The following is a 23,962-nucleotide window of genomic DNA, read 5'->3' as shown; positions in this document are numbered from 1 at the left end:
AGGATGGCCGAGCTGACCATCTCCTCGGACGAGATCCGGGGCGCTCTGGAGCGCTATGTCTCGTCCTACACGCCGGAGATCTCCCGCGAAGAAGTAGGCATCGTCGCTGACGCGAGCGACGGCATCGCCCACGTCGAGGGCCTGCCCTCGACCATGGCCAACGAGTTGCTCGAGTTCGCCGACGGCACCCTGGGTGTCGCGCTGAACCTCGACGTGCGTGAGATCGGCGTCGTGGTGCTTGGCGACTTCGCCGGCATCGAGGAAGGGCAGCAGGTCAAGCGGACCGGTCGGGTGCTCTCCGTGCCGATCGGCGACGCGTTCCTCGGCCGGGTCATCGACCCGCTGGGCAAGCCGATCGACGCGCGTGGCGACATCGAGAACGAGGGCCTGCGCGAGCTGGAACTGCAGGCGCCCTCCGTGGTGGAGCGCCAGTCGGTCAAGCAGCCGCTGCAGACCGGTATCAAGGCGATCGACGCCATGACCCCGATCGGCCGCGGCCAGCGTCAGCTGATCATCGGCGACCGCAAGACCGGCAAGACCACGATCGCGCTCGACACGATCATCAACCAGCGCGACAACTGGCTGTCCGGTGACCCGGAGAAGCAGGTCCGCTGCATCTACGTCGCGATCGGCCAGAAGGCCTCCACGATCGCGTCGATCAAGGGGACGCTCGAAGAGCGCGGCGCCATGGAGTACACGACGATCGTGGCCTCACCGGCGTCCGACCCGGCGGGCTTCAAGTACCTGGCGCCGTACACCGGTTCGGCCATCGGCCAGCACTGGATGTACGCCGGCAAGCACGTCCTCATCGTCTTCGACGACCTGTCGAAGCAGGCCGAGGCGTACCGCGCCGTGTCGCTGCTGCTGCGCCGCCCGCCGGGCCGCGAGGCCTACCCGGGTGACGTCTTCTACCTGCACTCCCGGCTGCTGGAGCGCTGCGCGAAGCTCTCCGACGAGCTGGGCGGCGGCTCGATGACCGGCCTGCCGATGGTGGAGACCAAGGCCAACGACATCTCGGCCTACATCCCCACCAACGTCATCTCGATCACCGACGGCCAGATCTTCCTCGAGACCGACCTGTTCAACCAGGGCGTCCGGCCGGCCATCAACGTGGGTACCTCGGTGTCCCGGGTGGGTGGTTCGGCGCAGGTCCGCGGTATGCGGTCCGTCTCCGGCCGGCTGCGGCTCGACCTCGCGCAGTACCGCGACCTGGAGGCGTTCGCGGCGTTCGCGTCCGACCTCGACAAGGCGTCGCGGGCCCAGTTGGAGCGCGGTGGCCGCCTGGTCGAGCTGCTCAAGCAGCCGGCGTACTCGCCGTACCCGGTCACCGAGCAGATCGTCTCGATCTGGTCCGGCACCACCGGCGAGCTCGACCAGATCCCGGTCGCCGACGTCCGCAAGTTCGAGCAGGAGTTCCTCTCGCACCTGCGGCACAACCGCAAGGAGATCCTCGACGCGATCGGCGAGAAGAACGAGCTCTCCGACGACACCGCCGCGGCGCTCAAGGAGGCGATCGCCCAGTTCCGGGAGAACTTCCTGGCCGGCACGGGTGAGGGCAAGTTCGTGAACCAGGCGGCGGCGTCGCCGTCCGACTCCTCGGGCGACAGTCGCGAGAAAGTGACCCGCGAGGTCCGCCAGTCCGAGGACGGCTGACGGCATGCCCGCCCAGCTGCTACCGCTCCGGCGTCGCATCCGGTCGGTGAAGTCCATGAAGAAGATCACCAAGGCGCAGGAGCTGGTCGCCACCAGCCGGATCGCGAAGGCCCAGGCCAGGGTCGCCGCGTCCCGTCCCTACGCCGAGGCGATCACCGGCGTGCTCACCGCGCTGGCGTCCAACGCGAGCATCGACCACCCGCTGCTCAAGCCACGGGAGCAGGTCCGTCGGGCCGGCATCCTGGTGATCACGAGCGACCGCGGTCTGGCCGGTGGCTACAACGCCAACGTGCTGCGGGCCACCGAGCAGTTGCGGGCCCGGCTGGAGCGCGACGGCAAGCAGCCGGTGCTGTTCGTGATCGGCCGGAAGGGCGTGGGCTTCTTCAAGTTCCGGGGGCGTCCGGTCGAGGCGAGCTGGACCGGCTTCTCCGAGCGTCCCGACTTCGACAACGCGCGCGAGGTCGGCGAGACGCTGCTGGCCGCGTTCGAGGCCGGTGCCGACGACACGGTCGACGGCCCGGGTCCCGACGGGATCTACGGCGTCGACGAGCTGTACCTGGTGCACACCGAGTTCAAGTCGCTGCTCACGCAGATCCCGAAGGTGCGGTTGCTCGCGCCGATGCAGGTCGAGGAGCGCGAGGTGACCGGTCCGCGGCCGGCGTACGAGTTCGAACCCGAGCCCGAGGAACTGCTGGCGGCGCTGCTGCCGAAGTACATCAACGCGCGGCTGTTCGCGGCGTTGCTGGACTCGGCGGCCAGCGAGTCGGCGTCCCGGCGGCGGGCGATGAAGAGCGCCACCGACAACGCCGAAGAGGTCATCAAGTCGCTCACGCGGGAGATGAACTCGGCTCGTCAGGCTGCGATCACCCAGGAGATCAGCGAGATTGTCGGCGGCGTTGAAGCGCTCGCCGCATCGGGAAGTGATGTGTGATGACTGCTGTACTTGAGCCCGGCACCCAGACGGGCGTGGGCCGGGTCGTCCGGGTCATCGGCCCGGTCGTCGACGCCGAGTTCCCGCGGGACGCCATGCCGGGGATGTTCAACGCCATGCACGTCAACGTGACGCTGGCGGGCGGCGAGCGGAGGCTCACCCTGGAGGTCGCCCAGCACCTGGGCGACAACATGGTGCGCGCCATCTCGATGCAGCCCACCGACGGCCTCGTGCGCGGCGCCGAGGTGCGCGACACCGGCGGCCCGATCACGGTGCCCGTCGGCGACGTCACCAAGGGCAAGGTGTTCAACGCGATCGGCGAGGTGCTCAACGCCGACCCGTCGACCCTCGACGGCGCCGAGCGCTGGGGCATCCACCGCCAGCCGCCGCCCTTCGCCGACCTGGAGCCGAAGACCGAGATGCTGGAGACCGGCATCAAGGTGCTCGACCTGCTCGCCCCGTACGTCAAGGGCGGCAAGATCGGCCTGTTCGGCGGCGCCGGCGTGGGCAAGACGGTGCTCATCCAGGAGATGATCATCCGGGTCGCCAACAACTTCGGTGGTACGTCGGTGTTCGCCGGCGTGGGTGAGCGCACCCGTGAGGGCAACGACCTCATCGCCGAGATGACGGAGTCCGAGGTCATCGACAAGACCGCGCTGGTCTTCGGTCAGATGGACGAGCCGCCGGGCACGCGTCTGCGCGTCGCGCTCTCCGCGCTGACGATGGCGGAGTACTTCCGCGACGTGCAGAACCAGGAGGTGCTGCTCTTCATCGACAACATCTTCCGGTTCACCCAGGCCGGTTCCGAGGTGTCGACCCTGCTCGGTCGCATGCCGTCGGCCGTGGGTTACCAGCCGACGCTGGCCGACGAGATGGGCCAGTTGCAGGAGCGGATCACGTCGGTCAAGGGCAAGGCGATCACCTCGATGCAGGCGATCTACGTGCCCGCCGACGACTACACCGACCCGGCGCCGGCCACCACGTTCGCCCACCTCGACGCCACCACCAACCTGGAGCGGTCGATCTCCGACAAGGGCATCTACCCGGCGGTCGACCCGCTGGCGTCGACGTCGCGGATCCTTGCGCCGGAGTACGTCGGCAACGAGCACTACACGGTGGCGCAGGAGGTCAAGCGGATCCTGCAGCGGTACAAGGACCTGCAGGACATCATCGCCATCCTCGGTATGGACGAACTGTCCGAGGAAGACAAGATCACGGTGAACCGGGCCCGCCGGGTCGAGCGGTTCCTGTCGCAGAACACCTACGCGGCGACGCAGTTCACCGGCATCGAGGGTTCGTTCGTCCCGATCAAGGAGACGGTCGAGGCGTTCAAGCGCCTTTCCGAGGGTGAGTTCGACCACTTCCCGGAGCAGGCGTTCTTCATGTGCGGCGGCATCGAGGACCTTGAAAAGAAGGCGCACGAGCTGATGAAGGACTGATTCGTCCCGATTCGAAAAGCCCGGTCTTGGACGTCTCGCACGGTTTAGCCGCTGCGCGGCGTCCAAGATCTTTTTGACCGCAAGGTACCTAAAGAGCTCCATAAACTTTTGCCCTCACCAACAGTGGTGGAACCCGGTTGGCTAAACTCGGGCCACCGCCGCAGGCAAGGAGAATCGCAGTGGCGCAGCTACAGGTTGAGCTGGTGGCCGTCGAAGAGAAGGTCTGGTCGGGCACCGCAGACATGGTGGTGGCCCGCACCACCGAGGGTGAGCTCGGGGTGCTCCCCGGTCACGCACCGCTGCTCGGCCTGCTCAAGGAGCCCAGCGAGGTCCGCATCAAGCACGACGGCGTCGAGTCCCGGTACGAGGTCTCCGGCGGGTTCCTCTCGGTAACCGGCGAGGGCGTCACGATTCTCGCGGAGTCCTGCGAGTTCTCAGACGAGAAGCGGTAGCGGGCGGACATCGATGGGCGTCCTTCAGTGGGTCGGCATCGGTGTCCTGATAGTGCTGCTTGCGCTCGCGGCCCTGTTCTTCCGTCGTGCCGCCATCACCCGTGGTGGCGGCACGATCGACGTCAGCCTCCGCCTCACCACGCTCGTCGCCGGCCGCGGCTGGTCGCACGGCCTGGCCCGCTTCAAGGGCGATGAGCTCCGCTGGTACCGCGTGTTCAGCTTCTCGCCGCGTCCGCGCCGCATCCTGAGCCGCCGCGACGTGTCCGTACAGGGCCGGCGCCAGCCCGACGACGCCGAGCGCTTCACCATGCCGGCCGACTGGGTCGTGATCCGGTGCGCCGATCGGCGCTCGTCGGTCGAGATCGCGATGGCGAGGTCCACCCTCACCGGCTTCCTGTCCTGGATCGAGGCGGCCCCGCCCGGTTCGTCGTCGCGCCGCCTGGCCGCGCCACCGCACTGAGGCGTGCGCGCCAACTGAACGCTCGAACCACCGAAACCGGACCGATCGACCGAGACCGGCGCGCGTGAGGCTTTGTCACACTTGCCGGGTGCCGTTGGAGATCCTCCTGGTCGGGCCGCTGCTCGCGCTCGCCGTGCTTGCCCTGATCGCTGTCGCCGCCGATATCGGCACGCTGCGGGCCCAGCCGACCGTCCGGCCAGCCAGGGCCGGCAGGGCCAGAACCGCCGGCGGCGACGAGGAGTTCGGGCTGCTCCGCACGGTCGCCCTCTCGGCCGACCTGGCCGCGGCCCGCGCGGTGCGCGACCGGCTCATGGCGCTCGGCATCCGGGCCACCGTGGGCACCGACAGCGCCGGGTTCGCGCGGGTCCTGGTGTTCGGCGACGAGTACGAAGACGCCCGCGACGCCGTCTAGACCTCGAGGTCGCGGTACGGGCGTGGATAGGTGATCTCGCCCCGCGGGTGCGCCACCCGCAGCGGCAGCGCCTGCATGTACGGCGACGGGTACAGCGGGCTCTCGACGCCCACCACGGGCGCCGGCACGAACCCGAAGCGACCGTAGTACGCGGGGTTGCCCAGCACCACCACCAGCGTCTCGCCGGCCTGGATCAGCTCGCCCAGCGCGGCACCGACCAGCTCCGCGCCGTACCCCTTCTTCTGGTGCGCGGGGTCCACCGCCACCATCCCGATCGCCGCCGCCGGCGCGTCGCCGACCGTCACCGGGACCACGAGCAGGTGACCGACGACGTCGCCGTCGGCCTCGACCACCCACCCCGTGGTGATCGACGCCGGGTCGGCGCGCAGGCCGTCGAGCAGCCTGGCCTCGACCGGTTCGACGCCGGGCTCGGCCCCGAAGGCCCCGGCCACCACCGACCGGACGCGCGCGGCGTCGCGCGGCTCCTCGTGCCGGACGTCGACCGCCTTCACAGGCCGAACACCGGCTCGGCCGGCGCCTGCACGCGCTCGACGTGTGCGCCCAGCCCGGTGAGGTCGGCCGCGAACGTCGGGTAGCCGCGGTCGATGTGGTGCACGTGGCTCACCTCCGTGACGCCGTCGCCGCAGAGCGCGGCCACGGCCAGGCCGGCGCCGGCCCGGATGTCGGTGGCACTCACCGGCGCGCCCGACAACCGCTCGCGGCCGCGCACCACCGCGTGGTGCCCGTCGGTGCGGATCTCCGCGCCCAGCCGCACCAGTTCCTGGATGAACATGAAGCGCCCGTCGAAGATGTTCTCGGTGATCAGCGACGCGCCCTCGCTCACCGCCGCGAGGCCGACGGCCATCGGCAGCAGGTCGGTGGGGAAGCCGGGGAACGGCAGCGTGACGATGTCGACGGCGGTCGGGCGGCGGCCCATGCGGACGCGGAACCCGTCGCCGACCGGGTCGACCTCGGCGCCGGCGGTGACCAGCTTGTCGAGCGCGATCTCCAGGTGCGCCACCGGCACGCCGTGCACGGTGACCTCGCCGCGCGTCATCGCCGCCGCGAACGCCCAGGTGCCGGCGACGATGCGGTCGCCGACGGTGCGGTGCTCGACGGGCCGCAACGCGTCGACGCCCTCGACGATGAGCTGGCTGGTACCGGCGCCGCCGATCTTCGCGCCCATGGCGGTGAGCATCTCGCAGATGTCGACGATCTCCGGCTCGCGTGCCGCGTTGTCGATCTCCGTGGTGCCCTTCGCGAGCACCGCCGCCATCAGCAGGTTCTCGGTGGCGCCGACGCTCGGGAAGTCGAGCCAGACCGTGGCGCCGTGCAGCCGCTCGCTGACGGTCGCGATCACGAAGCCGTGCTCGCTGGTGATGTCGGCGCCCATCCGGCGCAGCCCGGCGACGTGCATGTCGAGACCGCGCGAGCCGATCGCGTCGCCGCCCGGATGCGCCACCCGCACGTGCCCGCGCCGGGCGAGCAGCGGCCCGAGCACGCAGATCGACGCCCGCAGCCGCCGCACCAGGTCGTAGTCGGCCTCGGTGCCGCACTCGTCCGGGACGTCGATCTCGATGCGGTCGCCCTCCGACGTGACCTCGCAGCCGAGCCGCCGCAGCACCTCGGCCATGATCGCGATGTCGGTGATCCGCGGAACGTTGGTGATGACGCTGCGCCCCGGCGCGAGCAGCGTCACCGCCATCAGCTTCAGCGCCGAGTTCTTCGCCCCGACCACGTCGACGTCGCCGGCCAGGCGCGCGCCACCGAACACTCTGAGCAGGTCCACGCGCGTGAGCCTAGGCTGGCGTCGTGGCTCGCGTACACCTCACCCGCATATACACGAAGACCGGCGACACCGGCACCACCGCGCTCGGCGACGGATCCCGGGTTCCGAAGACCGATCCCCGGATCACGGCGTACGCCGACGTCGACGAGTGCAACGCCGCGATCGGGGTCGCGGTGGCCCTGGGCGCGCTCGACGAGGAGCTGCGCGGCGTGCTGGTGCGCGTCCAGAACGATCTTTTCGACGTGGGCGCGGACCTCTGCAATCCGATCCAGCCCAACCCGAAATGGGCGCCGATCCGGGTCACCGAGGAGCACGTCGAACGGCTCGAGGGCTGGTGCGACGAGTTCAACGCGCGACTGTCTACATTGGACTCCTTCATTCTGCCGAGCGGCACGCCGGGCGCCGCGCTGCTGCACGTCGCGCGCACGGTGTGCCGGCGCGCGGAGCGGGCCGCGTGGGTGGTGGCCGAGGCCGACGCAGAACGGACGAGCACGATCGCGATCCGCTACCTCAACCGCCTGTCCGACCTGCTCTTCATCCTCGGGCGGCTGGCCAACCCGGACGGCGACGTGAAATGGGTGCCGGGTGGGGCTGCATCACGTTGAGCTGTGGGTCCCGTCGCTCGTACGGGCGGTGGAGAGCTGGGGCTGGCTGCTGGAGTCGCTCGGCTGGACCGGGTACCAGGACTGGCCGGGCGGCCGGTCGTGGCGCGACGGCGACGTGTACGTGGTGGTCGAGGAGTCGCCCGCCCTCTCGTCAGGCACCCATGACCGCCTGCGCCCGGGCCTGAACCACCTCGCGTTCCACGCCGGATCCCGGCCGTCGCTCGACGCGCTGGTCGCCGCCGCGCCCGACCACGGCTGGACGCTGATGTTCCCCGACAAGCACCCCTGGGCCGGCGGCCCCGAGCACTACGCCGCCTACCTGGAGGACCGCGACGGTTTCGAGGTCGAACTCGTCGCGACCTAGCGCTCCGCAGTGACGGAGGACGATACTTGCGCTCTCAGTGCAAAAATCGTTCCCCGCCACTCTGGAGGATTCGGTGCACACCACCCCCCGCCGGAGACTGCTCGCCCTGGCCGCCGCGATGGCGCTCACGGCCGTCTCCGCTTCTTTTCACACCACCCCGGCGGCCGCGCACGGCCCGAAGCACCGACCGGTCGTTTTCGTGCACGGCAGCGCCGGATCGGCGGCACAGTTCCAGACGCAGGCCAAGCGCCTGGCGTCGAACGGCTACCCCATCGAGATCATCGAGGCGCACGAGTACGACTCGCCGAACATCGCCACGATCCTGCCGCAGGTGTACGCCGGGCTCGACGAGCGCATCGCCCGCCTGCTGGCGAAGACCGGAGCCGACAAGGTGGACCTGCTCGGGCACTCGCTGGGCACGTTCGTGTCGCAGGGGTACCTGACCAGCTCACCGGCGCGGGCCGCGCGCGTGGCCCACTACGTGAACCTCGACGGGCGCACCGCGGCGGCGCTGCCGGGCGGCGTTCCCACTCTCGCGATCTGGGGTGAAGGCGATCCGGCGCGGGCCGTGGCCGGCGCCCGCAACGTCTACCTGCCCGACCAGTCGCACACCCAGACCGTCTCCTCGGAGGAGTCGTTCCGGGAGATCTACACGTTCCTGACCGACCGCGCGCCGCGCACCACGCGCATTGCCCCGCAAGCGATCGCCAACGTGTCGGGGCGGGCCGTCCTGTTCCCGAGCAACGTCGGCGTCGACGGGGCCACGCTCGAGGTGTACCGGGTGGGCGCGCTGACCGGGCACCGGCTGTCGGCCCGGCCCGCGCACCGGGTCGCCCTGAGCGGAGACGGGTCGTTCGGCCCGCTGCCGTTGCTGGGCTCGGCGCGGTACGAGTTCGCGATCGTGCGGCCCGGCGCCGCCACGCACCACCTCTACTCCCAGCCGTTCCTGCGGTCGGACTCGTTCGTGCGGTTGCTGACCAGCCGGCCCGGCGAGGGCCTCGGCGCGCTGGTCGAGACGAGCGAGCGGCACACCGCGCTGACCATCAACCGGCAGAAGGAGTGGTGGGGTGCCGAGGGGGACTCGCTGTGGATCAACGGGCGCAACATCCTGAACGCCGCCAACGCGCCGCGCACCAAGCGGGTCATCGGGATCTTCGCGTTCGACGCGGGCAGCGACGGCGTCACCGACCTGACCGCGCCGCTGCCGGCGTTCTTCGCACAGACGTTCATCACCGGAATGGACGTGTTCATCCCCGCCTCCGCCCGGCCGACACTGGTGTCGATCGTGGTGGGCCAACGGGGCGGCGGCTTCGACATGGTCAACGTCCCGAACTGGCCGTCGAGCGAACACCGTATTTCAGTGAACATCGACGACTTCTGACCTAAGGCCTGTTGAACAAGTCCGGTTTGGTGTCGGGCTTGGTCAACAGTCCGGGGTGTGCGTCTCGTCGTTCCGGTGTGGTCCCAGCCGCGGGTGCGGTTCGGGTCTCATCCGGGGTTGTCGAGGGCACCGGCCACGATCCCGTGCCGGGTGGCGTGGGGTCGTGGCTCATGCCGGTAGTTCGCCGAGCACGCTGGCATCGTCTCGTCCGGCCGGTCGGGCTGGTCGGGAGGAGGCTGCGTTGCGGCCGCCGGGGCCGGGCACCGGTGTGGTGGCGGTCGGGGCGGTGGGTTCCGGTTGACTCGGTCAGGGCTCCTTGCAGCCCTTGTCTTATGGCCTGGACGCCGTAGCGGTCGAGGGTCTGGTGGGCGGCGGCCCAGTCGATGCGGGCGCTGCTTGGCTGGGCCGTATCGGTGAAGACGGTGTGGGCGCCGATGAGGGCGGCGACCAGGTCGCGGTCGCCGGTCAGACCGCAGGCGGGGCATTCATGTCGACGCTGTCCGAGGCTTTTGGGTTCGCGGCGGCCGCACAGGCAGTGCTGGGTCCAGGCGGTGTGTCGGGTGCCGGCCCGGACCAGACCCGTGCCCGGATGGCGGTTGTGGCGGTGCAGGGTGACGGCGGTGGTCTCGTGTCGGAGGGCCTGCAGGAGCATGCCGGGGGTGAAGGCGTGGATGCCGCGGCCCCAGTGTCGGGCCCACGCCCGGATGTCGCTGTCCTCGACGGTCAGGTCCGGGCCGTGGACTGCGACGACGGCGGCGGCGAACGTGCGGGCGCGGGTCCGTCCGGCCGCGGTATGAGCCGCTCCGTCGACGGCGGCCTGCCCACGCAATCGGCGATAGGTGTTCGACAGGTCATCTCGCCGATAGGCGCCGGTCGGCACGCCGGCGGTGTTGGCCTGACGGGACCCGCCCGGCACGGTGACCTGTACCGGCGCCAGGCCGGCGGCGGCGCGTCGATCGGCCCGCCGCTGCTGCCGTGGCGACAGCAGGTACTGGGTCGGGTTCGCCGCCCGGCGGGATCGCTGCAACGCCCGGTTGCGGCGCCGCTGCCGCAGCCGCTCGGACGCCAGCACCGCATCGTGTTGTCCGGTCCGGGCCACCCGGGACGCCACCACCCCACCCGCAGCACCGATGTCCGCGGGAGTGTTGGGGATAGAGACGACGCGAGATTGGAGACGTTGACGTTGACGTCGACGCCACCGCGCCGGTCCAGCCGGGCAGCGGCCTCCCGCCGCGCGGTCACCGCGGGCGAGGCGTGGCCGGCGCCGAGGATCATCAGATGGGCCTCGTACCGCCACCCACCCGGCGTGCCGGGGTCGCGGTGGCGGACCAGATCAACCTTGTGCCAGCGTTGCCGATCGCGGAGATAGTGTTCCAGAACCGGTCGGCGGCCCGGCCCTTGCGGCAGCCGCACCGGCAGCACCAGATCCCGGTCACCGACACCGGTCAGGACAACAGCGAACGGGCCGTCGTGGTCCCACCACGATCGCACCCTTCGACCGTCGGCGGTCGGGTGGACGGTCGGCATCCGCCGCGGCTGCCACAACCGACCACTGCTGTGTCCGAAGGTGGCCAGGTGCCCATCCAGGGTGCCGACCAGCCGGAACGTCTCCCACTTCCGTGGCCGGGTGTGCGAACGGGCCCGTCCGGGAACAGTGGCGAACTCCCACCACCGACCCGGACCCGGCCGGCCGTGGCGCCGCCCCGACGCGTCCGGAAACAGATGCCGCTCGGTGGCTTCCCATACCCCGGAGGCGAGATGCATTGCCAGGGCTTTGGTCAGATGACGACGCAGATGCGGCGCCGCATCCAGATGCCGGTACGCCGCCCGCTCCAGCCCGGTACGTGACAACCCCAACCGGTCCCGCACAACCGCCGGGCCACCATCTGCGGCCCTGGCCCGGTGCGCGGGCCAGTACGCATCCACCCGCGACCGCGCGTCGCGCTGCACCGCCCGCCGCACCGCAAACGCCGCTGAGAACACCCGCTCGACCTGCCGACGTACCCGCGGATCATGAACATCCACCGGCAACCGAAACACCGATACCGGACCATCCCACCGCCACAACGGCGCCTTACCCGCCCCCCGACGCCGAGCCCCCACCCCCGTCACACATCGACGGTAACCACATCCTGACGCCCAACGACCGCAACACGCTGTCAAAAGTGCAATTAACAGGCGCTAGGGTCTGTTGCATGGTTGATGCCATCGTGGCCGAGGCACTCGTCAAGACCTACGGATCGGTGCGTGCGCTCGACGGCATCGACCTGCGCGTGCCCGAGGGAACCGTCCTCGGTCTGCTCGGCCCGAACGGTGCCGGCAAGACCACGGCCGTGCGCATCCTCACGACGTTGCTGCGGCCCGACTCCGGTCGGGCCGCGGTGCACGGCATCGACGTGCTGGCCGAACCGCAGAAGGTGCGGCGGGTCATCGGGCTGTCCGGCCAGAACGCCGCGGTCGACGAGCATCTCACCGGCTTCGAGAACCTGGAGATGGTCGGGCGGTTGCACCACATCGGCGCGAAGGAGGCCCGCCGGCGGGCCGCCGAACTGCTGGAGCGGTTCGACATCAGCGACGCCGCGAACCGGCCCGCCAAGACGTACTCCGGCGGCATGCGGCGCCGGCTCGACCTGGCGGCCGCGCTGGTCACGTCGCCGCCGGTGCTGTTCCTCGACGAGCCGACCACCGGGCTCGACCCGCGCAGCCGGCTGGGCATGTGGGAGGTCATCCAGGAACGGGTGCGCAGCGGCTGCACGCTGCTGCTCACCACCCAGTACCTGGAGGAGGCCGACAAGCTCGCCGACACGGTGCTGGTCATCGACCAGGGCAAGGCCATCGCGCTCGGCACGCCCACCGAGCTGAAACGCCAGGTGGGCGGCGAACGCGTCGAGGTGGTGGTCGACGCCGCCGGCGACGTCGAGGCGGCGGCCACCGTGCTCAAGGAGATCTGCGGCGAGGCGCCGGTGATCGACGTCCTCCAGTTGACCGCACCGGCCCCGAACGGTGCGAAGACGCTCATCGAGGTGGTGCGCCGCCTCGACGCCGTGGGCGTGGAGGTCGCCGACATCGGCATCCACCGCGCCACGCTCGACGACGTGTTCCTCTCCCTCACCGGTCAGGCTGCGGAGGTGCGCAAGTGAGCGCTCTGGCTTTTGCGTTCCTCGACGGCTGGGTCGTCGCCAAGCGCAACCTCATCAAGATCAAGCGGATTCCCGACCTGCTGCTGTTCTCGACGATCCAGCCGGTCATGTTCGTGGTGCTGTTCGCGTACGTGTTCGGCGGCGCGATCCCGATTCCCGGCGTCAACTACCGCGAGTACCTGATGGCCGGCATCTTCGCGCAGACCGTGATGTTCGGGTCGGGCATCACCGCGATCGGCCTCGCCGACGACCTGCAGAAGGGCATCATCGACCGGTTCCGGTCGCTGCCCATGTCGCGGGCGGCGGTGCTCGTCGGGCGCACCACGTCCGACCTGCTGAGCAACCTGCTGGTGCTGGTCATCATGGTGATCTGCGGCCTGCTCGTCGGCTGGCGCACGCACACCAGCGCGGTCGAGGTGGCCGCCGGGTTCCTGCTGCTGCTCGCGTTCGGCTACGCGATCAGCTGGGTGGCGGCGGTGATCGGGCTCTCGGTGAGCAGCGTCGAGGTGGCCCAGTCGGCCGGTCTCATCTGGATGTTCCCGGTGACGTTCCTGTCGAACGCGTTCATCTCCACGAGCACCCTGCCCGACTGGCTCCAGCCGGTGGCCGAGTGGAACCCGTTCAGCTCCGTGGTGCTGGCGCTGCGCGACCTCTGGGGCAACGCGCCGGCCGCGATCGCCCGCGGCGACGGCTTCCCCGCCGACCACCCGATCCTGCTGTCGGTCTTCTACATCATCGTGATGCTCGCGATCTTCGTGCCGCTGTCGATCACGAAGTACCGCAAGGCCGCCGGGAAATAGAAACCCTCAGTCGCGGCTGGTCCAGCGGAACGTCAGGCGGCTCACGACCAGGGCGCCGACGCACCACAGCACCAGCACCAGCGCCACCAGGCCGAGCTCGGACGACCCCGCCGGCTCGTGGGCCGCGAACGACGGGGGCAGGAACACCGCCCGCATGCCCTGGGTCATCCACTTCAGCGGGAACAGCGCCGCCAGCTGCTGCATCCACGGCGGCAGGTTCGTGAACAGCGAGAACACGCCGGAGATGAACTGAAGTCCGAGCGCGACCGGCGTCACCATGGCCGGTGCGCCGCGCCCGCTGCGGACCAGCGACGAGAACGCGACGCCGCACAGCGTGCACGCGGTGATGCCGAGCACCGACACCCAGAGGAACGTCACCCACTGAGCCGGGCCGGGCACCGGGACGTCGTACAGCGTGAACGCCATCACGAGCAGGAGCACGGTCTCGGCCGCGCCGATGGCGAGCACCATGAGCACCTTGCCCAGGAAGAACGCCGTCGGCGGCATCGGGGTGCCGCGCAGCCGCTTGAGCGCGCCCCGGTCGCGTTCGATCGGAATCATGATGGCGAGGTTCTGGAACCCGACGGTGAGCAGGCCCGCCGCGATCATCCCGGCCACGAAGTACTGCGTGAAGGGGACGCCGTCGGCGACCTCGTTGTCGTCGAACACCGACCCGAAGATCACCAGCAGCATCACCGGGAACGCCAGCGTGAACACCACCGACTCGCGGCTGCGCAGGAACTGCCGGATCTCCAGCCCACCCCGGCGAATGCCCAGCCGTAGCGCGTTCGGTCGGCGGTCGACGGCCACGCGATTCTCCAGGGTCGTAGTCATGAGACGCCGCCGATCATGCGCAGGTATACGTCCTCCAGCGTGGGCCGGTTCACGGTCAACCCGGGCACCTCGCCGCCGTACTCCTCGGAGAGCTGCCGCACGAACGCGGTCGGCTCGTCGGTGACGGCCTCGCGCACGCCGTCACCCGACTGCCAGCTGACGACGGCCGCGGCCGTCGCGCGGCCACCGAGCTCGGCGGGCGGCGCGACCGCGACCACGCGACCGTCGGCCATGACACCGACGCGATCGGCGAGGGCCTCGGCCTCGTGCAGGTAGTGGGTGGTGAGGAGGATCGTGGTTCCGGCGGCGGCCAGGTCGCGGATGAGCTGCCAGAATTCGAGACGTGCCTGCGGGTCGAAGCCGGTGGTCGGCTCGTCGAGGAACAGCAGCTCGGGCCGGCCGACGATGCCGAGCGCGACGTCGAGGCGGCGCTTCTGGCCACCGGAGAGGACGTGGGTGCGGGCGGCGCGCTTCCCGCCGAGCCCGACCCGCTCGATGACGGCGTCCGGGTCGTCGGACCGCGGGTAGAACGCCGCGAAGTGGTGCACCACCTCGGCGACGGTGAGCGCGTCGAACTCGCCGCTGGTCTGCAGCACCATGCCGACCCGGGCCCGCCAGTCGGCGCCGGCGGTGGCCGGGTCGCGGCCGAGCACGGAGACGGTGCCGGAGTCACGGGGGCGGTAGCCCTCGAGAATCTCGATCGTGGTGGTCTTGCCGGCGCCGTTCGGACCGAGAAGGGCGAAGACCTCGCCGGACGCCACGGTGAGGTCGACACCGGCCACGGCGACCGTGTCTCCGTAGGCTTTGCGCAGGCCACGGACCTCGATGGCGTCCACGTGACGCCACCCTACCCGGCTCGCCTTTAGTACCCCCGGGCCGCTGCCAGCTTGGCGGCCTTGCGGCGCTTACGCCGTCGTCTCGCCCAGAAGAACAGCACCACGATCATGATCAGGAAGAAGATCACCAGGAACGGCGCCAGGATCGCGGACAGCGACATGAAGACGCTCACCGTGTCCTCGGCCACGCTCATCACCGGCGCACCGAAGCCCAGCGTCACCGAGTTGACGCCGGCACGCACCCCGGCCTTCATCAGGTGCACGACCAGCGAGATCACGATGCCGGAGACCACCGGCACCCACTGTTTGGACTCGTAGTACTGCGCCGGGTCGGTGATCACCGCCGTGTGCGAGCCCGACGAGGCACCGAACACGATCCCGCCCGACGTCGGCCGGATGACCGTCTGGATGAAGTCGTTGATGTGGTCGACGACCGGGATCTTGTCGGCGAAGAACTCGATGGTGAGCAGCACCCCGATGAGCCCGAGCATCCACGGGTTCTCGATCCAGTCCCAGCCCGACGGCAGGGTGATGACATCGGTGAACCGGGCCAGCAGGCCGACCATCAGCAGCGGGATGTACGCGTTGAGGCCGGCCGAGGCGGCGAGACCGGTTCCCATGAGCGCTTCGAGCACCAACCCAGGATGGCACCGCCGTGCCACCTCTACATGACGAGGGCGGACCTGAGCGTCTCGAGCGTGCCCGCCTCGCCGAACAGCTCGGCGTACTCGGAGTCGCTGTCGGCCACGGCGTCGAGCGCCAGCACCGCCAGTTCCACGAGGTCGTCGGGCGCGTCGAGGCCCTCGACGTCGAACTTCGGCGCGTAGCTCCAGTCGACCGGGATGTCGGCCCGGGTGGCGGCGAGCACCGCCGCGGCGGCGACCGCCCGCGCGAACGCCTCCTCGTCGTCGCTGTCGGCACCGACCTGCAGTGCCTCCCGGATCAGAACGATCCGCTCGTTCGGGTCGGCCTCGTCGAGCTGACCTGCAAAGTCGGCCGCTTCGTCGTTGTCGAACGGCCCGGAGTCCCACGCACCCACGGAACCGGATTCTGTCACCGCTTTCGCCCATCCGCACGGCTTCCTTTAGGCTCCCCGGGTGCGCCTGCTCATCGCCCGCTGCTCGGTCGACTACATCGGTCGGCTCACCGCGCATCTCCCGCTCGCCACCCGCCTGGTGATGCTCAAGGCCGACGGGTCGGTGTCGATCCACGCCGACGACCGCGCCTACAAGCCCCTGAACTGGATGAGCCCGCCGTGCCGGGTCGAGGAGTCGCCCGGCGTGTGGCGGGTGGTGAACAAGGCCGGCGAGGAGTTGCGGATCACCCTGGAGGAGGTCCTCCACGACTCGATGCACGATCTGGGCGTCGACCCCGGCCTGCAGAAGGACGGCGTGGAGGCGCATTTGCAGGTACTGCTGGCCGCGAACCCCACCGTTCTCGGTGACGGGTACACGCTGGTCCGCCGCGAGTACCCGACCGCGATCGGCCCCGTCGACCTGCTGTGCCGCGACGCGTCGAACGCGACCGTGGCGGTGGAGATCAAGCGGCGCGGCGAGATCGACGGCGTCGAGCAGCTCACGCGGTACCTGGAGCTGCTGAACCGCGATCCGCTGCTCGCACCGGTGCGCGGGATCTTCGCCGCGCAGGAGATCAAGCCGCAGGCCCGGGTGCTGGCCGAGGACCGGGGGATCCGCTGCGTGGTGCTCGACTACGAGACGCTGCGCGGGATCAAGCGCGACGAAATGACGCTGTTCTGATCCAGGTCGCCGTACTCATCGGGCTGCAGGCGTCGGGCAAGACGACGTTCTACCAGCAGCGGCTGGCGGGCACCCACGCGCACGTCAGCAAGGACAACTGGCCGAACGCGCAGCGGCGCGAGCACCGCCAGTTGGCGCTGCTCACCGAGCTGCTGACGGCCCAGCGCAACGTCGCCGTCGACAACACGAACCCGTCGATCGCCGATCGGCGCGGACTGTTGGCGATCGCGCGCGAATACGGTGCGCACACCGTCGCCTATTGGTTTCCGCCCGATCGCGACGGCTCGGTGGCGCGCAATGCGGCGCGCCCACCGAAAACGCGCGTGCCCGACGTGGGCCTCTATGACACGCTGAAGCGCCTCATGGGGCCGCACCCGGCCGAGAGGTTCGACGCCGTGTACGTCGTCCGGTTCGACGGCGAGGGCGGCTTCACCGTGGAGTGATGATGCGCCTCAAGGACCTCGACAGCGCCCAGCGCGCCCGCGAGTGGTACCACGGCCTCACGCTGCTGCCCGGCGCGTGGGCGATCGTGCGGGTCGACGGCCGGTCCTTCTCGCGGCTCACGTCCGAGCGTTACGACAAGCCGTTCGACGAGCGGTTCTCCGCCGTGATGGTCACGGCGGCCGAGAACCTGCTCACCGAACTCGGCGGCGTCTACGCGTACACCGAGAGCGACGAGATCTCGGTGGCACTCGATCCGCACTGGGCGCTGTTCGGGCGCTCGGTCGAGAAGCTGGTGTCGATCTCGGCCGGCGTGGCGTCGGCGGCGTTCACGCTGGCGGCCGGCGTCGCCGGGGTGTTCGACTCGCGCGTCTGGCTCGGTACCGGCGTCGGCGACGTGGTCGACTACTTCTCCTGGCGGCAGGCCGACGCCGCGCGGTGCGCGCTGAACGGCTGGTGCTACTGGACGCTGCGCGGCGAGGGCCTGTCGGCGCGGGCGGCGACGAAGCGGTTGGACGGGCTGGACGTGTCCGGCAAGAACGAACTGCTGTACGCGCGCGGGGTCAACTTCAACGAGGTGCCGGCGTGGCAGCGGCGCGGGGTCGGCCTGTGGTTCGAGGAGTTCGGCCACGACGGCTTCGACCCGGTGCGGCAGGAGACGGTGACGACGACGCGGCGTCGCGTCGTCGTGAACCGTGACCTGCCGATGGGGGAGGAGTACCGGGCGCTGGTCAGCGGCCGTGCACCAGCTTGATGATCTTGATGAGGCGGCGGGCGGTGGCGGCGGGGTCGCGGCGGAACGTCGTCGCCGGCAGCACCGACCGGGCCCGGCGGGCCGTGATCGACTTCGGGCGGGTGAACTCGCGGAGCCCGTCGTCGCCGTGGATCCGGCCGAAGCCCGAGTCGCCGACGCCACCGAACGGCACGCTCGGCGTCCCCGCGAACGACAGCACCGAGTTGACCGCGGTCATCCCCGACCGCAGCCGCCGGGCGAGGTCGATCGCGCGCGCCCGGCGCTTCGAGAAGACGGCCCCACCCAGGCCGTACGAGACCGCGTTGGCCCGCTCGATCGCCTCGTCGGCGTCGCGCACGCGGTTCACGACGAGCACCGGCCCGAACGTCTCCTCGCGCACCGCGGCACTGGTCTCCGGCACGTCGACCAGGATCGTCGGGTGCACGTACGGCGGCTTCACGGCGTCGGGGCCGCCCAGGGCCACCGTGGCGCCGGCGGCCACCGCGTCGTCGATGTGCCGCCGGATGATCTCCACCTGCGCCGGCATCGTGATCGGACCGACCTCGGAGCCCTCCTCGAAGCCCACCTTCAGCTTCGACGCGGAGGCGACCAGTTCGGCCACGAACCGGTCGGCCACCGACGACACCACGTACACGCGCTCGATGCCGACGCACGTCTGACCGGCGTTGTAGACCCCGCCCCAGAGCGCCGCGTCGGCCGCCGCCGTGAGGTCGGCGTCGCTGTCGACGATCATCGCGTCCTTGCCGCCGCACTCGACCAGCACCGGCGTCAACGACTCGGCGCAGGCGGCCATCACCCGCTTGCCGGTCGCCGTCGACCCGGTGAACGCGATCTTGTTGACGCCCGACCGGCACAGCGCCGCACCCGTCTCGCCCAGCCCGTGCACGATCTGGAGTACGGGGTGCTCGGGCACCACCTCGGCGAACCGCTCGACCAGCCACTGACCCACCGCGGGCGTGTACTCGCTCGGCTTGTAGACCACGGCGTTCCCGGCCGCCAGCGCGTACCCGATCGAGCCCATCGGCGTGAACACCGGGTAGTTCCACGGGCCGATCACGCCGACCACCCCGTGCGGCTGGTACTCGACCGACGACGCGAACTCCAGTTGCAGCCGGGCCGCGCGCACCCGCCGCAACCGCAGCACCCGCCGGGCGTTCGTCGCCGCCCAGTGCACGTGATCGATCGCGCTCGCCAGTTCGACCACGGCGTCGACCTCGGGCTTGCCGCCCTCGCGCCGCATGAGCGCGGCCAGTTCCTCCATGCGCTGGGCGACCAGGGCCCGGTACTTCAGCAGCCGTGTCCTGCGGCCCGCGAAGCCGAGCGCGGCCCACCACTCCTGGGCCGTTCGCGCCCGCTCGACCGCCGCCGTCACCTCGTCGGCCGAGGCGACCGGGAACCGGCCGACCTCCTCGCCGGTCGCCGGGTTGGTCGAGACCAACGCACCGTCGTCGACAAATGGCGTGCCCGGGATCCGCGTGGCGGTCATGACCGGCACTTTACTCGTCGGTAACGTGCTCCGAAATGATTCTCGCGGCGACATCGCGGGCCCGTGCGAGCTGCCCGCGTTCGTGCGCGTCGACGTAGGACTGCTTCGTCGGGAACTCCGACCGGCGCAGCACCCCCTGCATCCCGGTGTCCATCCGGCCCGGGTTGATGTTCGCCACGTACAGGTCGGGCCGCTCCTCGGCGAGCACCCGGAAGAACATCTCGCCGCCGGCCTTCGCCGCGCAGTACGCCGCCCAGCCCTCGATCGGCCGCGTCGCCGCCCCCGACGAGATGAACAGCACGGAGGCCGGCGTCCCCGCGGGCAGGGCGCGCACGAACGCGTCGGCGGCGATCATGGGCGCGGTCAGGTTGACCGTCACGGAGTCCGCGAGGTCGGCCGGGCGCAGGGTTCCGATCGCGCCGACCGGTTCGACCATCCCGGCATTGAGGACCAGGTGGGCGCGCTCCGTGGCGCCGGTTGCGGCTTTCATGGGACGCGCGAGAGCGGGCTCCGTCGTCGAGAAGTCCACCTCGTACAGCGAGATCCGGTCGGGCTCGGCCGCCGCCAGGGCCCGCTGGTGGTCGGTGAACGTCCGGCCGACGCCGACGACCCGGTGCTCCGGATCGGCCGCCAGCTGCTCGAACAGCGCCTCACCCAGCCCGCGCGACACGCCGGTGATCAGAAAACTCCGCACCCCGGGAGCCTACGGCTACCTGCAGGTAACCGCGTGCGAGACTGCGGGCATGGCTGAGTTCACCGCGGTCGGCGTTGTCGGGCTGGGCACGATGGGCGCCGGGATCGTCGAGGTGTTCGCCCGCGCCGGGCTCCGGGTGGTCGCGTCGGAGATCGACGAGCCGGCGCTGGAGCGCGGACGCGCGCACCTCACCGGGTCGACCGACCGGGCGGTGGCCCGCGGCAAGCTCTCGCCCGACGACCGCGACGCGCTGGTCGGCCGGGTCACGTTCGTGGTGGGGATGGCCGGCCTCGCCGACGTCGACCTGGTGGTCGAGGCGGTGCCGGAGCGGCTGGACCTCAAGCGTCGCGTGTTCGGCGAGCTGTCGAAGGTCTGCAAGCCGTCGGCGATCCTCGCGTCGAACACGTCGTCGCTGTCCGTCACCGAGATCGCGGTCTCCACCGACCGGCCCGACCGGGTCGTCGGCCTGCATTTCTTCAACCCCGCGCCGGTGATGAAGCTGGTCGAGATCGTGCGGACGGTGGTGACGGACCCGGCGGTCGTTGCCGACGCGCAGGCGCTCTGCGGTCGGCTCGGCAAGGTCGGCGTCACGATCGGTGACCGGGCCGGGTTCGTCGCGAACGCGCTGCTGTTCGGCTACCTCAACCAGGCCGTCTCGATGGTCGAGCACGGGTTCGTGAGCCGCGACGACCTCGACGCGGCGATGCGGCTGGGCGGCGGGCTGCCGATGGGTCCGCTCACCCTGCTCGACCTGATCGGTCTGGACGTCGGGCTCGAGGTGCTCGACACGATGTACGAGCGGGGCGGCCGGAACGTGCGGCACGCGGCGGCGCCGCTGCTCCGGCAGATGGTGACCGCCGGGCTCCTGGGGCGCAAGACCGGCCGCGGCTTCTACACCTACGGGGAGTCGGCCGCCGCTCCCGACGCGGCGCCGGTCGGGTCGTCAGCCGACTTCGTGACCGTGACCGACGAGCCGGTGATCGGGGCCGCGATGGCCACCGACCGCCCGTCCGAGGTGGTCGGCCTGTTCGTGCACGGCGACAAGCTGGCCGAGGTCGTCCGCACGGTACTGACGAGCGACGCGGCCGTCGCCGCCGCGGTCGCTTCGTGCACGGAACGCGGCCTCGTGCCCGTCGTGTGCGGCGACCGCAGCGGCCGGGTGGTGAACGCGCTGCTGTTCCCCTACCTGAACGACGCGGTGAAGATGCTGGAGGCGTCGTACGCGACCGTCGACGACATCGACCACGCGATGAAACTCGGCTGCGGCTACCCGGTGGGGCCGTTCGAGCTGCTCGACTCGATCGGCCCGGAGACGGTCCTCTCGGGGCTGCGGGCGCTGCACCGCGAGACGCCCGAGCCCGGCCTGGCACCGGCGCCGCTCCTGGAACAGCTGGTGACGGCCGGTCGGAGGTTCCGGACCTAAGCTGTCAATCATGAGCCCCCGTCGCCACCACCGTCGCGACGAGGTGCCGCCGCTCGACCTGGAACGCGCCCAGCGCTCCGAGTCCGTCCAGGCCTGGCACGACGGTGAGTGGCTGGTGCGGACGATCCCCGGCCGCGCGGCGTCGAAGCTGTACCGGTGCCCGGGTTGCGCCCAGGAGATCCGCCCCGGTGTCGCCCACGTGGTGGCCTGGCCGGCCGACGGCCGGGGCGACCTGGGCGACCGGCGGCACTGGCACACCCCGTGCTGGCGGGCCCGCGACCGCCGCCGCCCGACCTGAGCTCTCAGCGGCGGGCGGCGGCCTTGCTGCCGGGGACGCGCTGGGTGTCCTCGGTCGTGGTGAGCACCTGGGTGTTGTCCTGGTCACCCGCCGGGGTCGCCAGGACCTGGGTGCTGTTCGGGTCGCCCGCCGTGCCGACCACCTGCGTGCTGTCGGGGTCGGCGGCCGGCTTCACGACCTGCGTGCTGTCGGGGTCCGACGCGGGCTTCACGACCTGGGTGCTATCGGGGTCAGCCGCGGCGGCTGCGGTCACCGCCGCGGTGACCTCGGAGTTCTCCGGGTCGGTGGACTCGATCAGCTTCTCGGCCTGCGCCTTCGCGGCCTCGGCGCTGACCTCGGCCGCCTCCGCGGCGACACCGGCCGACTCGGCCGACCGCCCGGTGGCCTCGGCGCGTTCCGCGGCGTCGGCCAGGCCGTCGGCGGCCGCGGCGGCGCGTTCGGCGGCCGCCTTGACGCGCTGGGTGGCGGACCGCACCTGCTTGCCGCCGGCGCCGGCCGGGGGACGCACCTTGGCCAGCTCGGCCTGCGCCTCCTCGGCGGCCGTGCGGGCCTCCTCGGCGTCCTTGTGCGCCTTGGCCAGCTGGGCCCGCAGCTGATCGCTCTCCGTGCGCAGCTGGTGCAGCTCGGCGACCAGCTGGGTGGCGTCGCCGCGCATGCGCTCGGCCTCGGCGTGCATGGCGGCGGCCTCGCCGCGCAGGCGGGTGGCGTCGGACTCGGCGGCGGAGCGCATCTGCGCCGCGTACGCCTCGGTGGCCTGGCGGATCGCGGTGAGCTCGGCCTGGGCGGCGTCGCGCGACTGGCGCATCTCCGCGGCGAGTGCCTCGCGGGCGACCGTGCGCTCCTGCTCGATCGTCGCCCGGACGAGTGATGCGTGCTGCTCGGCGTCGCGGCGCAGCGCGGCGGCTTCCCGGTCGGCCCGGTCGACCTGCGACCTGACCTGCTCCTCGGCCTCCTTGCGGAGCTCCTCCGCCTGGACGCGGAGCGGGCCCACCTCCTCCTCGGCGGCGGACCGCAGGGCGACGGCGTCGGCTTCCGCGGTGGTCTTCAGCGTGCTGGCGTGCTGTTCGGCGTCGGCCTTCAGCGTGGCGGCGTGCTGCTCGGCGTCCGCTCGAAGCTTTTCGGCCTGGCGGTGCAGCTCCTCGACCTGGCCGCGCAGCGGAGCGACGTCCTCCTCGGCGGCGGCCTTGATCGCGGCGGCGGCCTTCTCGGCCGCGGCGCTGATCTCGGCGGCGGCCTTCTCCGCCTCGGCCTTCAGCGACGTGGCGTGCTGCTCGGCCGCCGCCTTCGCCTGGCTCTGCTCCTTCTGCAGGGCGGCGCGCCACTGCTGCTGCTCCTGCTCGCCCTTGGCGCGCAGTTCGGCGAGTTCGGCCTCGGTTTCGGCCCGCAACTTCTTGGCGTAGGCGATGGTCGCCTCGCTCAGCCGGTTGGCCTCGGCCTGCGCGGCGGCGACGCCCTTCTCCGCCTCGGAGCGCTGCCGCACGATTTCGTCGCGGATGTCGCGCAGCTCGGTGTCGATCTTCGCGCGGCGGGCGACGGCGGCTTCGTCCTCCTCGTGCCGACGCGAGGCGAGCGCCAGTTCGAAGTCCCGAATGGCCTGGTTTGCCCGTTCTCGCGCATCGTTGAGAATTCGTTCCGCTTCGGACCGCTGACTCTCGATGTCGTGCGTGGCACCGGCGCGGATCGCGTCGGCCTGCTCCTCGGCGAGCGCCAGGATCTGCTCGACCCGCGGGCCGAGGTGCCGGAACGACACGGTTCCGCCGGCAGCGGTGCGACGCCGCAGGTCAGCCAGCTCGTTCTCGAGCGCCTGCATCTGGGTGGCGAGCGCCTGCGCGTGCGCGAACGCCGCCTCGCGTTCGGCGGAGAGCGCCCCCAACTCGGTTTCCACGTGGGCGACGAACCTGTCGACCTGTCGTTTGTCGTAGCCCCGGAGGGCGACGTCGAACGTTGCTTCCGGGGCGTTGCCCGGACCGATCGGGAGGAGGTCTTCGCCGTGCGACATGGATCCATCCTCAC

The 23,962-nt window shown here is 70.9% G+C and carries 26 protein-coding genes; 16 read left to right on the top strand and 10 right to left on the bottom strand.

Translation table 11 applies throughout. The features are described from left to right. The first annotated feature begins 3 nt into the window (after positions 1 to 3). From atpA to Vau01_RS03480, 6 genes are all read left to right on the top strand, one after another. Positions 4 to 1,653, top strand: coding sequence for a F0F1 ATP synthase subunit alpha (gene atpA / locus Vau01_RS03505; RefSeq protein ID WP_203987095.1), 1,650 nt, complete (start codon positions 4 to 6; stop codon positions 1,651 to 1,653). A gap of 4 nt (positions 1,654 to 1,657) precedes the next feature. Beyond that, positions 1,658 to 2,584, top strand: coding sequence for a F0F1 ATP synthase subunit gamma (locus tag Vau01_RS03500; protein WP_203987093.1), 927 nt, complete (start codon positions 1,658 to 1,660; stop codon positions 2,582 to 2,584). Further along, a complete protein-coding gene (gene atpD, locus Vau01_RS03495) occupies positions 2,584 to 4,023 on the top strand; it encodes a F0F1 ATP synthase subunit beta (protein WP_203987091.1) in 1,440 nt (479 codons plus the stop codon). Before Vau01_RS03500 ends, atpD begins: the two co-directional genes overlap by 1 nt. A 179-nt stretch (positions 4,024 to 4,202) precedes the next feature. After that, positions 4,203 to 4,475, top strand: a complete 273-nt coding sequence (locus Vau01_RS03490; RefSeq protein WP_203987089.1) for a F0F1 ATP synthase subunit epsilon — start codon at positions 4,203 to 4,205, stop codon at positions 4,473 to 4,475. Between the two features lie 13 nt (positions 4,476 to 4,488). After that, positions 4,489 to 4,935, top strand: a complete 447-nt coding sequence (locus Vau01_RS03485) for a DUF2550 domain-containing protein (RefSeq protein ID WP_203987087.1) — start codon at positions 4,489 to 4,491, stop codon at positions 4,933 to 4,935. A gap of 88 nt (positions 4,936 to 5,023) precedes the next feature. Then, positions 5,024 to 5,347: a hypothetical protein gene (locus Vau01_RS03480; protein ID WP_203987085.1), complete on the top strand. Its 324-nt coding sequence runs from the start codon at positions 5,024 to 5,026 to the stop codon at positions 5,345 to 5,347. Here the strand turns inward: Vau01_RS03480 and Vau01_RS03475 are convergent. Together Vau01_RS03475 and murA are read right to left on the bottom strand one after the other, a co-directional pair. Then, entirely contained in the window at positions 5,344 to 5,859 is a 516-nt protein-coding gene (locus Vau01_RS03475) for a GNAT family N-acetyltransferase (RefSeq protein WP_203987083.1), read from the bottom strand. The genes Vau01_RS03480 and Vau01_RS03475 overlap by 4 nt on opposite strands. Next, positions 5,856 to 7,136, bottom strand: coding sequence for a UDP-N-acetylglucosamine 1-carboxyvinyltransferase (gene murA / locus Vau01_RS03470; RefSeq protein ID WP_203987081.1), 1,281 nt, complete (start codon positions 7,134 to 7,136; stop codon positions 5,856 to 5,858). Before murA ends, Vau01_RS03475 begins: the two co-directional genes overlap by 4 nt. Before the next feature lie 23 nt (positions 7,137 to 7,159). On the opposite strand from murA, the gene Vau01_RS03465 reads away from it, so the two are divergent. The 3 genes from Vau01_RS03465 (at position 7,160) to Vau01_RS03455 (ending at position 9,486) form a co-directional block, all read left to right on the top strand. After that, positions 7,160 to 7,741 (top strand): cob(I)yrinic acid a,c-diamide adenosyltransferase, encoded by a 582-nt coding sequence (locus Vau01_RS03465; protein WP_203987079.1) that lies wholly within the window; start codon positions 7,160 to 7,162, stop codon positions 7,739 to 7,741. Then, positions 7,722 to 8,105, top strand: coding sequence for a VOC family protein (locus Vau01_RS03460; RefSeq protein ID WP_203987077.1), 384 nt, complete (start codon positions 7,722 to 7,724; stop codon positions 8,103 to 8,105). The genes Vau01_RS03465 and Vau01_RS03460 overlap by 20 nt, the downstream gene beginning before the upstream one ends. A 73-nt stretch (positions 8,106 to 8,178) precedes the next feature. Next, on the top strand, positions 8,179 to 9,486 hold the full coding sequence (locus Vau01_RS03455) for an alpha/beta fold hydrolase (RefSeq protein WP_239151267.1): 1,308 nt from the start codon (positions 8,179 to 8,181) through the stop codon (positions 9,484 to 9,486). A gap of 1 nt (position 9,487) precedes the next feature. Here the strand turns inward: Vau01_RS03455 and Vau01_RS03450 are convergent, their stop codons facing one another. After that, positions 9,488 to 10,597, bottom strand: coding sequence for a zinc ribbon domain-containing protein (locus Vau01_RS03450; RefSeq protein WP_203987074.1), 1,110 nt, complete (start codon positions 10,595 to 10,597; stop codon positions 9,488 to 9,490). Between the two features lie 1,084 nt (positions 10,598 to 11,681). On the opposite strand from Vau01_RS03450, the gene Vau01_RS03445 reads away from it, so the two are divergent. Continuing rightward, entirely contained in the window at positions 11,682 to 12,626 is a 945-nt protein-coding gene (locus Vau01_RS03445; protein ID WP_203987071.1) for an ATP-binding cassette domain-containing protein, read from the top strand. Then, a complete protein-coding gene (locus Vau01_RS03440; RefSeq protein WP_203987070.1) occupies positions 12,623 to 13,426 on the top strand; it encodes an ABC transporter permease in 804 nt (267 codons plus the stop codon). The genes Vau01_RS03445 and Vau01_RS03440 overlap by 4 nt, the downstream gene beginning before the upstream one ends. A 6-nt stretch (positions 13,427 to 13,432) precedes the next feature. Here Vau01_RS03440 and Vau01_RS03435 read toward each other — a convergent pair whose 3' ends face one another. From Vau01_RS03435 to Vau01_RS03420, 4 genes are read right to left on the bottom strand one after another with little or no spacing between them, the layout of a single operon-like run. Then, positions 13,433 to 14,260 (bottom strand): ABC transporter permease, encoded by an 828-nt coding sequence (locus tag Vau01_RS03435; protein WP_203987068.1) that lies wholly within the window; start codon positions 14,258 to 14,260, stop codon positions 13,433 to 13,435. Then, positions 14,257 to 15,096 carry an ABC transporter ATP-binding protein gene (locus Vau01_RS03430; protein ID WP_203987066.1) on the bottom strand — a complete coding sequence of 280 codons (840 nt, stop codon included), beginning with the start codon at positions 15,094 to 15,096 and terminating at the stop codon, positions 14,257 to 14,259. The genes Vau01_RS03435 and Vau01_RS03430 overlap by 4 nt, the downstream gene beginning before the upstream one ends. Before the next feature lie 26 nt (positions 15,097 to 15,122). After that, positions 15,123 to 15,731 (bottom strand): DUF4126 domain-containing protein, encoded by a 609-nt coding sequence (locus Vau01_RS03425; protein WP_203987065.1) that lies wholly within the window; start codon positions 15,729 to 15,731, stop codon positions 15,123 to 15,125. A gap of 29 nt (positions 15,732 to 15,760) precedes the next feature. Further along, positions 15,761 to 16,135, bottom strand: coding sequence for a DUF4259 domain-containing protein (locus tag Vau01_RS03420; protein WP_203987063.1), 375 nt, complete (start codon positions 16,133 to 16,135; stop codon positions 15,761 to 15,763). 58 nt (positions 16,136 to 16,193) lie between these two features. On the opposite strand from Vau01_RS03420, the gene nucS reads away from it, so the two are divergent. The 3 genes from nucS to Vau01_RS03405 are packed head-to-tail and all read left to right on the top strand — an operon-like array spanning position 16,194 to position 18,048. Then, positions 16,194 to 16,853 carry an endonuclease NucS gene (nucS, locus tag Vau01_RS03415; protein WP_203987061.1) on the top strand — a complete coding sequence of 220 codons (660 nt, stop codon included), beginning with the start codon at positions 16,194 to 16,196 and terminating at the stop codon, positions 16,851 to 16,853. Then, positions 16,790 to 17,296, top strand: coding sequence for an AAA family ATPase (locus Vau01_RS63140; protein ID WP_239151277.1), 507 nt, complete (start codon positions 16,790 to 16,792; stop codon positions 17,294 to 17,296). Before nucS ends, Vau01_RS63140 begins: the two co-directional genes overlap by 64 nt. Next, the gene (locus tag Vau01_RS03405) at positions 17,296 to 18,048 is read left to right on the top strand and encodes a tRNA(His) guanylyltransferase Thg1 family protein (RefSeq protein ID WP_203987059.1); all 753 of its coding nucleotides are present in this window, start codon (positions 17,296 to 17,298) and stop codon (positions 18,046 to 18,048) included. The genes Vau01_RS63140 and Vau01_RS03405 overlap by 1 nt, the downstream gene beginning before the upstream one ends. On the opposite strand, the gene Vau01_RS03400 is transcribed toward Vau01_RS03405, so the two are convergent. Both Vau01_RS03400 and Vau01_RS03395 read right to left on the bottom strand, forming a co-directional pair. Further along, entirely contained in the window at positions 18,026 to 19,534 is a 1,509-nt protein-coding gene (locus Vau01_RS03400; RefSeq protein WP_203987056.1) for an aldehyde dehydrogenase family protein, read from the bottom strand. The two genes, Vau01_RS03405 and Vau01_RS03400, sit on opposite strands and share 23 nt — an antisense overlap. 10 nt (positions 19,535 to 19,544) lie before the next feature. Further along, positions 19,545 to 20,228: an SDR family NAD(P)-dependent oxidoreductase gene (locus Vau01_RS03395; protein WP_203987053.1), complete on the bottom strand. Its 684-nt coding sequence runs from the start codon at positions 20,226 to 20,228 to the stop codon at positions 19,545 to 19,547. 49 nt (positions 20,229 to 20,277) lie between these two features. On the opposite strand from Vau01_RS03395, the gene Vau01_RS03390 reads away from it, so the two are divergent. After that, positions 20,278 to 21,651: a 3-hydroxyacyl-CoA dehydrogenase gene (locus tag Vau01_RS03390; RefSeq protein ID WP_203987050.1), complete on the top strand. Its 1,374-nt coding sequence runs from the start codon at positions 20,278 to 20,280 to the stop codon at positions 21,649 to 21,651. Positions 21,652 to 21,661: 10 nt separating this feature from the next. After that, on the top strand, positions 21,662 to 21,949 hold the full coding sequence (locus Vau01_RS03385; protein WP_203987047.1) for an Rv1322 family protein: 288 nt from the start codon (positions 21,662 to 21,664) through the stop codon (positions 21,947 to 21,949). A gap of 4 nt (positions 21,950 to 21,953) precedes the next feature. Here the strand turns inward: Vau01_RS03385 and Vau01_RS03380 are convergent, their stop codons facing one another. Beyond that, positions 21,954 to 23,948 carry a coiled-coil domain-containing protein gene (locus tag Vau01_RS03380; protein WP_203987044.1) on the bottom strand — a complete coding sequence of 665 codons (1,995 nt, stop codon included), beginning with the start codon at positions 23,946 to 23,948 and terminating at the stop codon, positions 21,954 to 21,956. Positions 23,949 to 23,962 lie beyond the last annotated feature (14 nt).

Origin of the sequence: Virgisporangium aurantiacum (assembly GCF_016863635.1) — a bacterium.
In the GTDB taxonomy this organism is placed as follows: domain Bacteria; phylum Actinomycetota; class Actinomycetes; order Mycobacteriales; family Micromonosporaceae; genus Virgisporangium; species Virgisporangium aurantiacum.
Note: the sequence above shows the minus strand (reverse complement) of the source record. Positions and strands in the feature narration are given on the sequence as shown.

What these genes read in the sequence shown, in the direction of transcription:
- Vau01_RS03500 (WP_203987093.1), top strand. Translation starts at nt 1,658, where the DNA reads ATGCCCGCCCAGCTGCTACCGCTCCGGCGTCGCATCCGGTCGGTGAAG.
- Vau01_RS03400 (WP_203987056.1), bottom strand. Translation starts at nt 19,534, where the DNA reads ATGACCGCCACGCGGATCCCGGGCACGCCATTTGTCGACGACGGTGCG.
- Vau01_RS03445 (WP_203987071.1), top strand. Translation starts at nt 11,682, where the DNA reads ATGGTTGATGCCATCGTGGCCGAGGCACTCGTCAAGACCTACGGATCG.
- Vau01_RS03380 (WP_203987044.1), bottom strand. Translation starts at nt 23,948, where the DNA reads ATGTCGCACGGCGAAGACCTCCTCCCGATCGGTCCGGGCAACGCCCCG.
- atpD (WP_203987091.1), top strand. Translation starts at nt 2,584, where the DNA reads ATGACTGCTGTACTTGAGCCCGGCACCCAGACGGGCGTGGGCCGGGTC.
- Vau01_RS03405 (WP_203987059.1), top strand. Translation starts at nt 17,296, where the DNA reads ATGATGCGCCTCAAGGACCTCGACAGCGCCCAGCGCGCCCGCGAGTGG.
- Vau01_RS03390 (WP_203987050.1), top strand. Translation starts at nt 20,278, where the DNA reads ATGGCTGAGTTCACCGCGGTCGGCGTTGTCGGGCTGGGCACGATGGGC.
- Vau01_RS03485 (WP_203987087.1), top strand. Translation starts at nt 4,489, where the DNA reads ATGGGCGTCCTTCAGTGGGTCGGCATCGGTGTCCTGATAGTGCTGCTT.
- Vau01_RS03435 (WP_203987068.1), bottom strand. Translation starts at nt 14,260, where the DNA reads ATGACTACGACCCTGGAGAATCGCGTGGCCGTCGACCGCCGACCGAAC.
- atpA (WP_203987095.1), top strand. Translation starts at nt 4, where the DNA reads ATGGCCGAGCTGACCATCTCCTCGGACGAGATCCGGGGCGCTCTGGAG.
- Vau01_RS03385 (WP_203987047.1), top strand. Translation starts at nt 21,662, where the DNA reads ATGAGCCCCCGTCGCCACCACCGTCGCGACGAGGTGCCGCCGCTCGAC.